The 10,301-nt window shown below is 67.8% G+C and carries 10 protein-coding genes and 1 pseudogene; 1 reads left to right on the top strand and 10 read right to left on the bottom strand.

The features are described from left to right. The 5 genes and pseudogenes from ABL57_RS03380 to ABL57_RS03360 form a co-directional block, all read right to left on the bottom strand. A pseudogene (locus tag ABL57_RS03380) lies at positions 1-234 on the bottom strand (IS3 family transposase); the annotation flags it as partial. Between the two features lie 2 nt (positions 235-236). Further along, a complete protein-coding gene (locus ABL57_RS03375) occupies positions 237-533 on the bottom strand; it encodes a transposase (protein ID WP_047802039.1) in 297 nt (98 codons plus the stop codon). A 91-nt stretch (positions 534-624) separates the two neighbouring features. Then, positions 625-957, bottom strand: coding sequence for a hypothetical protein (locus ABL57_RS20550; RefSeq protein WP_152683265.1), 333 nt, complete (start codon positions 955-957; stop codon positions 625-627). 130 nt (positions 958-1,087) lie between these two features. After that, positions 1,088-1,372 (bottom strand): hypothetical protein, encoded by a 285-nt coding sequence (locus ABL57_RS03365; RefSeq protein ID WP_047802038.1) that lies wholly within the window; start codon positions 1,370-1,372, stop codon positions 1,088-1,090. Next, complete coding sequence (locus ABL57_RS03360) at positions 1,372-2,082, bottom strand: recombinase family protein (protein ID WP_082157196.1); 711 nt, start codon at positions 2,080-2,082, stop codon at positions 1,372-1,374. The genes ABL57_RS03365 and ABL57_RS03360 overlap by 1 nt, the downstream gene beginning before the upstream one ends. A gap of 362 nt (positions 2,083-2,444) precedes the next feature. On the opposite strand from ABL57_RS03360, the gene ABL57_RS03355 reads away from it, so the two are divergent. Then, on the top strand, positions 2,445-3,584 hold the full coding sequence (locus ABL57_RS03355; protein WP_047802037.1) for an ATP-binding protein: 1,140 nt from the start codon (positions 2,445-2,447) through the stop codon (positions 3,582-3,584). 573 nt (positions 3,585-4,157) lie between these two features. Here the strand turns inward: ABL57_RS03355 and ABL57_RS03350 are convergent. The 5 genes from ABL57_RS03350 to ABL57_RS03335 form a co-directional block, all read right to left on the bottom strand. Continuing rightward, positions 4,158-5,456 carry a heparan-alpha-glucosaminide N-acetyltransferase domain-containing protein gene (locus ABL57_RS03350; RefSeq protein WP_082157195.1) on the bottom strand — a complete coding sequence of 433 codons (1,299 nt, stop codon included), beginning with the start codon at positions 5,454-5,456 and terminating at the stop codon, positions 4,158-4,160. A gap of 241 nt (positions 5,457-5,697) precedes the next feature. Beyond that, complete coding sequence (locus ABL57_RS03345; protein ID WP_047802035.1) at positions 5,698-6,087, bottom strand: hypothetical protein; 390 nt, start codon at positions 6,085-6,087, stop codon at positions 5,698-5,700. Between the two features lie 616 nt (positions 6,088-6,703). Further along, positions 6,704-6,946, bottom strand: a complete 243-nt coding sequence (locus ABL57_RS21620; protein WP_152683264.1) for a hypothetical protein — start codon at positions 6,944-6,946, stop codon at positions 6,704-6,706. 230 nt (positions 6,947-7,176) lie between these two features. After that, complete coding sequence (locus ABL57_RS03340; protein ID WP_152683263.1) at positions 7,177-8,877, bottom strand: cell wall metabolism sensor histidine kinase WalK; 1,701 nt, start codon at positions 8,875-8,877, stop codon at positions 7,177-7,179. Positions 8,878-9,250: 373 nt separating this feature from the next. After that, complete coding sequence (locus ABL57_RS03335; protein ID WP_047802034.1) at positions 9,251-9,844, bottom strand: hypothetical protein; 594 nt, start codon at positions 9,842-9,844, stop codon at positions 9,251-9,253. Positions 9,845-10,301 lie beyond the last annotated feature (457 nt).

The raw sequence follows: 10,301 nt of genomic DNA, 5'->3' as shown, positions 1-10,301 counted from the left end.
CTCCCCGACAGCGCGCAGGTCGGCCAGGATCCGCGGCGCACCGTTGACCCCGTCGGAGGCCGTGTGGGCGGCCAGCACCTTCTGGCCCAGCTGGGCCCGTCGCACAGCCGAGGGACCCGGCGGCCCCTCGCGACGTGCCAGCCAGGCGTAGTAGCCCGACCGGGACACCTCGAGCAGCTCGGCCATGCGGGTGATCTCGTAGTCGGCCTTCTCCGCGTCGATGAGCTCGAACATCCTCACCGGTTCTGGTTCTCGGTCGCGAAGAAGGCGGCTGCTTTTTTCAGGAACTCCCGGTCCATCCGCAGCTCGGCCACCTCACGGCGCAACCGCTCCAGCTCTGCCCGCTCATCGGTATCCAGTGCTGAGGGCGGGTCGTCCATCTTGGCCCTCTCGATCGCGACCCAACGACCCAGCAGAGCTTCTCCGACACCGATCTCCTTCGCCACGTGGACGATCGGGCGCCCGGTGTCGATCACCAGATGCGCGGCATCACGCCGGTACGCGGGCGTGTACCTCTTCCGTTTGGCTCCCACAGGAACATCCTCCCTGCCAGGCACCAGGCCTGACCATCAAGGACGTCCACCGAAGGGGGACAACCTCAGTGCTTCATGTGTGGACCTTTCACTAGAACAGAGTGGGGTGATCAGGGTCGATGCCGTGCACGAGCTCGCGCACCACGTCCTCGTCCCACCCGCGGGTTTTCAACTCCTCGCGCAAATGCCGAGAGCGAGCGGAGCGTTCGGCCTTCGTCAGTCGGCGCCACCGGGCGGCGGTGGCCGAGGGCATCCGGCCTTTCATCGCCCGATCGGCCATGTTCTCCGCTTCTGGCTCCCCACCGCCAACGGTCAGCGAGCCGTTGCCGCTCACCGCTTCGCGCTGGCCACCGTCCACGGCGGGCTGGGCGCGATCGAGGGGCAGACTGCGCTGCACTGGTGCGACGTCCCGCTGTGCGTGCACGCCTCCCTGGAGCCGTCCACGCACCTGTTGTTGGGCAGCCGGTCGGAGAACATGGCCGATCGGGCGATGAAAGAGCCACAACCAGCACGAGTCGGGCTCCGGGCCTTTCAAGACGTGGGAGTAGAAGCGCTCAACGTCGCACGACTGCACGGCGGGCCTCCGCTCGGTGGACCAGCAGCAACAGCAGACCCGTGAGCACGGCACCCACTGCGATCGCCGGCCAGGTGTTGTCGTTGATGCCCACCACGGTCCACACCCAGAACAAATACGGGGTGATGGCCACGGCGCCGGCCACGCGGTGGCGCAGTGCGGAGGGCATGGGGATGATGCGCAGCACCCAGTGCGCTATCGCGTGGCCGATGCGGTAGAACAGCCGCACCCACCACAGCAGGTAGAGGATCACGAGGCGGGGCATCAGCGGTCTCCTCTCGGTGTGGGGGCATCATGGGTGGCCGCCAGTGCTTCGGCGTCCCAGACGTCGATCTCGTCTTCGGGTAGCTCCAGACTCACATGCGCCAGGGACTTAATCTCTCCGCGCAGCACTCTGCCGACTGCTCCCTTGGACACCCCGACGCGGCGGTGGATCTTGTAGTGGGATAGCCCCGCCCGGTGCAGCCGGTGGATGGCGCGCACCTGCTCGGGGGTGATCGGGGACTTCCGGCCCAGCTGCACCCCGCGGGCCCGGGCGGCCTCCAGCCCGTCCTGGACGCGCTCCACGATCAGTGCGCGTTGATACTCGGCCATCGCCACGAACACGTTGAGCTGGAACCGGCCGGCCGGGGTGGTGGTGTCGATGGTGTCGGTGAGACTGCGCAGCGCCACCCCGCGGCGGATCAGCTCGTCAATCGTGGTGACCATGTGCACCAGGGACCGCCCCAGCCGGTCCAGGGAGTACAGCACCAAGGTGTCCCCTTCCCGCGCCTCGGCCATGAGCGCGGCCAGGCCCGGCCGGTCGGCTTGGGTGCCGCTGATCTTGTCGGTGAAGACCAGCTCCGCCGGCACACCGGCCTCGGTGAGCGCGCGCAGCTGCACATCGAGGTTCTGGGAAGTGGTGGACACTCGGGCGTAGCCGAGCAGCCGGCCGGGGTGACTCGAAACTGGGCTGTTGTGAGCTTTTTGAGTCATCGCGTATCGAGTCCTGGATTTCGAGTCGGGATTTGGGAAGCTGTGGCCGACCCTCGTCGGTGGGCCGGCCACTATGGTCACTGAGTCAGTGAGAGGAAGCCGATCTACTCATCTCGGGCGCTGGGCAGGCAACGCTTGCACTGACTGTAGGGGCAGCCAACACCCTAAAGTCCGAGCTTGGCCGCGCGGTCGGCCTCTCGATGGCAGGGGCACGTGGTCGACTTCGGAGATTAGCAGTGCCCCAATGGCGCGGCAGTGCGGGGCGCGGTGACAGACGGGACAGGGTCAGTCGCGTCGCCCGCACGGTAGAGTTCTAAAAGAATTAAAGAGGTCTAAAGGGAGCAAACGTCGGGAAGGTTGCCGTGCCCAATCCGTTCAAGCCCACCGCCGGGGCCACTCCGCCGCTGCTGGTCGGTCGCCGGCCCATTCTGGAGGCCTTCCAGGAGTCCATCGATGACGGGCCGGGGTCGCCGTACCTGCTGCAGCTGATGACTGGGGCCCGGGGTGTGGGCAAGACGGTGATGCTCAACGAACTGGGCGAAGTGGCCCAGCGCAACGGCTGGGTCGTCATCCACGCCACCGCCGGACCCGGGATGCTGGAGCGGATCGCCCGCCGGGCCAGAAGGTACCGGCAGGAGCTCGGCGCCCCGGACCGTGTAGCAGGGACGACGAGCTGGAAGATCACCACACCGGTGGGCGAGCTCGGTCGGGAGTTCTACGATGCGGACCCGGAGCTGCGGGTGTGGGTCGATGATCTGGCGGATCTGCTGGAGGCGTTGGAGGAGCACGGCACCGGGGTGTGCGTCACCGTCGATGAGATCCACAGCCTGGACCTGGACCAGATGCAGGTGCTGGCCGGTGACATCCAGATGCTCATCCGGGAAGGACGGCGCATCGCCCTGATCATGGCCGGACTGCCACGGGCGGTGGAAGAGCTGCTGGCCGGGGACCGACGGCCCACCACCTTCCTGCGCCGGGCCGAACGCCCCCTGCTGGCCGACGTCCCGGTCGCCGAGGTCGCCGATTCCTTCCTCGAGATCATCGCCGCCGCCGGCCGGTCCATCAGCGACGAGCTGGCCATGGCATGCGCCGAAGCCACCGACGGATACCCGTTCATGATCCAGCTGGTCGGCTACCACGTCTGGCGCCAAGCCGGTACCGGCCCCATCACACCCGACCACGTCACCACCGGGGTTGCCGCGGCCCAAGCCCGCCTCGGGGCCCTGGTGCACGCCCCGGCCCTGGCGGACCTCTCCGCGGTGGACCGGACGTTCCTAGTCATGATGGCCCGGGACAACGGGCCCTCCCGCCTGGGGGAGATCGCCGGGCGGATGGGCCGGGAGAGCCGGTACGCCAGCGTCTACCGCGACCGGCTACTGAAGGCCGGGATGATCCGCTCCGCCGGCTACGGCCTGGTCGACTTCGAAGCCCCCTATCTGCGGGAGTACCTGCGCGAACACGCCGCCCACCTGGTGTCCGGACAAGACGACGGCCAGGGCTGAGCCGGGAAGTACGGATTCGCCCCCCGGGCGCTTACGTCATCTTGTCTCTGGGGCATCCGGCGATGAGACGTTTCCTCGAGCTCGGCGCGGTCAGGAGCTTGGCCGGCTGTGGCACACCACCCATGTTCTTGCCCCATGAAACGAAGCGCTCCTGCCCGGGAGAGGGCAGGAGCGCTTCCCCGCGCCGAAGCACGGAAAGCAACCCCGCCCGCCGGGGAACGGTTCCTAGGGGTTACTGCACCGGCATATGAGCCGGTGCAGTCAGCAAATTACCAGACGGTAATTTTGCAGAAGACAATCCACTTCAGATGCATGCATCTCATGCCCGGAGAGCTGGTACGGCCACTCCTGACAAGTGATGGCGTCTCGATACCTGCCGACCGGTGGACGCAGTGACCTGGTCGGATACGGGCACATACGGTTTCGACGTGTCCACGGGCGGGTGAGGCCGACCGGAACGGCAATGACAGTCAGCCGATCGGTTCCGGTCAGTTAGCCCTGCGGTCAAGTGGCTGAGTCCGTGCGCGGTGATTTGGTGATGGATCCGGTGCGGTACGTCACCGAGGCTAGGGGTCAGGGTGTCCGGTGCTGGGTGGCCAGCACCCGGCGGCGGGTGGCGGACACGGCGCGGGCGATGAGGCGTTCCAGAGGGCCCTGTCCGAGGAATCGTTGCCAGACCAGCGCGAAGGCGGCAGCGATGAGGAGGTGCAGGACGAACCATAGGTAGGGCTGGTCGTAGTGCACCTCGGTCGACAGGGCCAGCAGGTGGGTGGTGTACAGGGTCAGAGTCATCGAGCCCATCGCGCTCAGGGGCAGCAACCAGCCCTGCAGGCGGCGGGCCAGCAGCAGGAACCCGCCGAGCACGGCCATCGAGGCGCCGAGGCCGTGCAGCAGGGCCAGAGGGGTATTGGTGTGCGGACCGGGGATGGCCAGCCACCACCAGGTGGTGGTGGGCAGGGCCGGGTCCGGGCCGAAGACGATGACCTCATCGATCTGATCCTCGGACAGGGCCGGGCTGTGGGCCATGAGCTGGTCGTAGCCCCCGGCTTGCAGGATCAGCACCCAGTAGGTCACCCAGGCGGCCACGGCCAGGATCACCCCGAAGACCACCAGCAGCACCTGCACCTGGACATCGGCCAGGTCCAGGCGGCCGAGGGCGAGCCCGACCAGCAGATAGGTCAGGTACGGCAGGGCCGGGTAGGTGCCGGTCAGCAGCAACTGGACGAGGCTCGTTCCGGGCTGGGCCACCAGGTCCCCGAACCCGGGATTGACCGCGGTGGCCGCTGGTGCGGCATCGCGTGCTAGCTGCATCAGCACCGGGGTGATCACCGCACTCACTCCGGCGATGACGAACAGCACGGGGGGCGAGAAGGCCAGGAAGGGAATGGCCAGCAGGAAGAACGCCCCGTAGTAGACCAGGATGTTCACCGCCGGCACGACCTGGCCCAACGCGCCCAGGGCCACGGTGTTGATGCTCAACCCGATCACGGTGATCAGTACCGCCCGCACCGCGACCCCGGCCCGGGTGGCGGCCATGGCCTTCCCGGTGTGTGGGCTGCGCCCGCCGGAGGAGAAGGCCAGACTCACCCCGGCCAGCAGCGCGAACAGCGCCGCGGATCGGCCGGCGAACACCGTCCACTGCGCGGTGGGCTGAAAGGTGCTCGGATCCCAGGCCGGCAGGATGTGAATGGAGGCCAGTCCGAGCAGCGCCACCCCCCGGGCGGCATCGATGCCCACCAGCCGGCGCTTGCCCGGCGCAGCAGAAGTCCCTGCCCCCGGGAGGGACTGGTCGCGGCGGAAATCCTCCGAGGCCCCCGGTGACTCCGGGGATTTCGGGGTGGTCGAGCTGGTGTGTCGGTGTGGTTCGGTCATGGCAGGTGGTCCCCCTGAAGTGGCTGCCGCCGGACCCCCGTCCGTCGTAGCGCAGCGTCATGTGGTGGATGCCCCGGCCCTACGCAGTCGAGGTCATAGGTCACGACCGTTGAATCACCAAGGGTGTTGCATCCGCAAAGTAAGGTGGCTTACCTTTTTCATGAAAACTGTAGCATTTGCGCTGGTCAGATGAGTGAATCAATGGGGTTGCGGGGATGAACAGGTCGGCGAGGCGACTGTCCTAGGCTGCGGCGGCCCGGTCGGACGCTTGGGGTTCGGTGCTGTCTGCCGGTGGTGAAGGAGGACTGAGCAGGGTCACGGCCAGGTGTGGGGCGATAGCGGCGAGGCGGGTCAGGTAGCCGGTGGTTTCCAGCTCGATGAGGGCGGCTGGCAGGCGGGCCTTGGCGGTGGAGGAGCGGGTGGCGAGATCGGTCAGTGTCAGCGTGTCCTGACTGCGGGTGCGGGTCACGGCCCGCAGAACGCGCCGGGCCGGGGCAGAGAGCCCGGGGTCGGCGGCGGCCTCACCGGCGAGGGCCTCAAGGGCCGGGCGCAGGGCGGCGAAGAGCGCTGCCCGGGCTGCGGGGTCCAGCAAGGTGGCGGGCCCGGCGATGGCGGTCAGGTCATGGTGCACGGGCGTTCTCCTTCGATGCCAGAGGGCAAGCGGGGCCTGAGGGGGGGGTGGGCGAACTCGACACCTGGGCACGGCCCCGGCCGAGCCCCTGGAGGCGACGTTCTGCAACGACCAGAGCAGGGGGGGGCGGAAGGACCATGGCCATGACGATCAGTGCGGTCGGTTCGGTCGGGTGTGGAACGGGCGCCGCCCCGGAGGGAATTGCAGTCGCCCCCCCCCGGGCGACCGGCCTGATAGCACAGGCTTGCTGCCCACCGGGGCGACGGCCATTCCTCTCGATACCGGGCTCCAGCCCCCCCGGCTGCAGTCCACGGCACGAGCCATCTCATACCTGCCGGCCCCTCGACCGGACGGATGAGATGATGTGTCAACGTTATCGTTTCTTGATCGAAAGGCAACTTCCTATCGTGATTCCGGTCCGTACCTCCCGGCCGGGGTAGCGGCTGGGGATGGCCGTGGCACCGGTCGGTGGAACACGGCGGCGGTGATGTCGCGCGCTGCCGGTGATGTGCCGGCAGGGACAATCGGAGGCTCGTAGGGGCCGCCACCGATGGTGCACCCCCGGGCGGTGGAGTTTGCGCCGAGCAGTGCTCCTTCTGTGCTGGGCCGCTGGGGGTCAGAGCAGAGGTGAGGGGGGCGCGGGGTGGTGGTGGATCTGGTGCTCCTCGGTGTCCAGGAGCCGGCGGGCCCCGATGCGGTCCTCCCGGAGCCACAGCACCCCCAGGTCAGGGTCGAGCAGTTCCACGGTGCCCGAGCAGTACAGGGCCGTTGCGGTCCAGGCCTGGATGTGATCACCTGCGGCCAGCTCGGTGATGGATGTGGACGGGCCAGCAGGAGGTTTCGGGGACGGACTGGTCATGGGAGGCGGCGCCTTTCGCAACAGGGGCGGACGATCCGCCACCCTATTGTCGACAGCGCACCGACGGCCAGGACCCGGGCAGGGAGGTTCGTGGGCAACACCACAGGTGGTGTGCCTCACTCCCGTTCGAGCACTGCGCGACCTGCCCGCTGTGACCAGGACTGGGCGGTCGGGGCGGTGCTGCTGCGTGCCTGGTTGCCCAGCGTGGACGCCCGAGACCTCGGGCTGGATCAGACCAGGATGTTTGGTGCCGGGTCGTGGTCGGTGGTGGAGGCACCACCGGAGGCGGGCGTGGCTGAAGGTGGGTTGATCGGCACGGTGATGGTCATGGTGGTGCCTTCGCCGAGGGTGCTGTGGCAGGTGATGGTCCCGCCGTGCTGCTCGATGATCTCCCGGCACAGGGCCAGCCCGATGCCCAGTCCGGGGATGGTGCTCATCCTGGCGGTGGCGCTGCGGTAAAAGCGCTCGAAGACCCGTCCGGTGTCCTCGGGTCCCATGCCGATGCCCTGGTCGATGACCTGGATGCGTGCGCTGTCCTGGTGGTGGGTGGCGAGGACATGGACGGTGCTGTGCGGGCGGGAGTACTTGATCGCGTTGGAGAGCAGGTTGTCCAGGACCTGACCGATCCGCACCGGGTCGCAGTGGGCGATCAGGGTCTGTGGGGCCTGGGTCTGCAGTGTCACCGCGCCCGATGCTGCCCGGGGTGCGGCGGCGGCGGTGGCCGCGGTGAGCAGTGCGATGAGGTCGGTGGGTGCTGGGTGCAGGTCGGTGGCCCCGTTGCCGGCGCCGAGGAGGTCATCGACCAGGTTCTGCAGCTGCTCGGTGTTGCGTTCGATGACTCCCAGGCCGCTGCGGGTGGTCTCGGGCAGGGTCTCGTCCATGGTGAGCAGCTCGGTGTAACCGCGGATGGAGGTCAGCGGGGTGCGCAGCTCGTGGGAGACCCCGGTGACGAACTCCTCCTGGGCGTTGAGGGCATTGACCAGCTCGGTGACGTCGTGGAAGGACAGCACCGCACCTTCGGGCTGCTGCTCGTTGTTGTGCAGGGTGCGCGCCGACACGGAGAGCACCCGTTGGGTCGGGGCGTCCCCGTAGCGCACCAGGTGGTCGGTGAAGGACTCCCCGGCCAGCGCACGGGCGATAGGCCGCTGGGCGGAGGCCAGCGGCCGCCCGGACTCGGTGTACATCGCCGGCAGCGACGCCTCAGCTGCAGCGCCGTGGGCCACCCGCTGCCCGGCGTAGTCGGCCAGCATCCCGTAGTTGGTCACCAGGGGGCGGCCGTCGGTGTCCACGGCCAAAACGCGGCTGTTGATGGAGTCCAGCACCGTGTAGAGCAGACGTTTGCGGTGGGCGGTGGTGGCCAGGGCCTCGCGCAGCTGAGTTTCTTTCACGCGCAGCTGGTGAGTGATCTCCTGGACCGTGGCACCGATGGCCAGGACCAGGAGAGGAACCGGCAACGGGCCGGTCAGCGCATCACCGGTCACCGGAACCGGGGAGAGGAACACCGGAACCCACACCACGACCAGTGTCATGGCAGCCCCCAGCAAGGCGGCTCCGTACGGAACGAGCCCGGAAGTCACCAGCCACAGCACCGGGAACAACAGCATCATCACGGTGCCGGTCACCTCGGGGTACATCCCCTCTCGCAGGAAGCCGATGGGCACGAAATCCAGCACGGGAATCACCAGGACGGCTCGAGCGGGCAACCGATTCCAGGGCACGACCACGCAGGCCAGCAGCAGCAGGACGATCAACCCGGCGGACCACCACACCAACGGATTGGCCAGCAACGGAGTGTGGAACACCGCGCTACCCGCATACACCAAGGCCGTGGTGATCGACAGCGGCAGCTGATTCAGCAGCGCGCGTCTGCGGGCGGGCAGCTCGCTGTCGTGCAGGGCGCGGATGGACAGGAAACGCAAGGTGGAATCCACAACAGGAGTCTTCCGACGAAGGCAGCCACCACTGCGCGGGGGAACGCAGCAGCCATTCGCAGAGACTACTGCCTGCCCACCCCACCGCCGGTGTGCCGATGCCGAAGCCGATGGCAGCAGTTCTGCCCGCCTCAGCTGCTCACCTCAGCTGTTCAGGAACGGTGCCCAGCGATAGATCCCGAAGCGTGATGGTGTGTGGCCGCAGCCCCCGCGGCTGCTGTTCACCCGCTGCCGGTGTGTGGGTTCCCCCCTAGCCCCGTAGTTGAGGAGGTGACCGTGCAGGCAGCCGGCCAGCGTCGATGCCTGTTCCTGGCCTCGGCGGCTGCCGAGACACTCATGTCTACCGCGGCCTGGAGTCGGACAGCCTTGTGGATCAGGCGGCTGGTGCTGGGAAGGCGTCAGTGAGCATGTGCTGCAACCGCCCGATAGCGTGGGGGGCCCAGTTCAATTGGAGGGCAAGAGCGAGCAACTCCTCAGTGGTGAACAGGCACCCCTGGCCCTGCAGACGACGTAGCCCCACGGCGATGCCTTGAAGTGTTGAGGGCTCGTCTGCGGGAGAAGTGGTGACGAGGCGGTGGGTGAAGTACACCATGGCCCGGCGCACCGTGGCATCGGGCAGTAATGGCTCCAACGGGGTCAGGACGTGCCCGGCCAGATGCCTCGGGGTGAAGGCATCCACCCACGGGCGGAGAGGGATGTTCTCGGCGGCGAGAGCCACGATCGCGCAGGTGATGGGTAGCTTCTCGGCGGCGGCCAGGGTCGGCAGGTCCGGGGCGTAAGCGATGACGGGTCCGGTGAAACCGGCCAATGGCCGTCGGTCGGTGACGGCCTCGATCGTGACGCCGCGCGCACGCAAGCGGTGCAACGCCCGATGCTGGATGTAAGCAGGGGTGGGCACCAGAATCCCGATCCGGTTCCACCGGCCTTCCGGGTGGTGCTGGAACGCCCACTTCAACGCCGACAGCAACCCCTCTTCCGGGGGTACCGGGGCGGCGATGTAGGCCCGGGTTCGCTCGGGGGCTGAGCCAGGACAACTGGGAACGGGATGCATAGGTACGGGGGGCATGGGGAGGCTTCCTGCGCGGCAGGCCGACCCACAGAAGGGCCGAGGGGGGCACTGATTGATCAGTCTACGGGCACATCACGGGGTATCTCAGGGCTTCGGCTCCACACCAGCCTCCGGGGCGTCGGGTTCGGCGAGGCGCGTTTCCAGCTGTCGTGCTGATATGTGATTCGGCGCGGAGTGGTGGGGAGGGTAGTCGGTGTTGGGGCAACACCATGGTGATGTGGACTCTGCTGCCTGTGGTGGTGGTGATCAGGGGGTAGTAGGTCGCGGTCCACTCCATGGGGGTGTGGGGATGCAGCTCGACGACTGGGGTTGACCCCGTTTCGTGGACTGATCAATCAGTGCCCCCCTCGGCCCT

The sequence above is a fragment of the Kocuria sp. SM24M-10 genome, from assembly GCF_001027955.1.
GTDB classification, from domain to species: domain Bacteria; phylum Actinomycetota; class Actinomycetes; order Actinomycetales; family Micrococcaceae; genus Kocuria; species Kocuria oceani.
The sequence above is the reverse complement of the archived record's forward strand: the minus strand, read 5'-3'. Positions and strand labels throughout refer to the sequence as shown.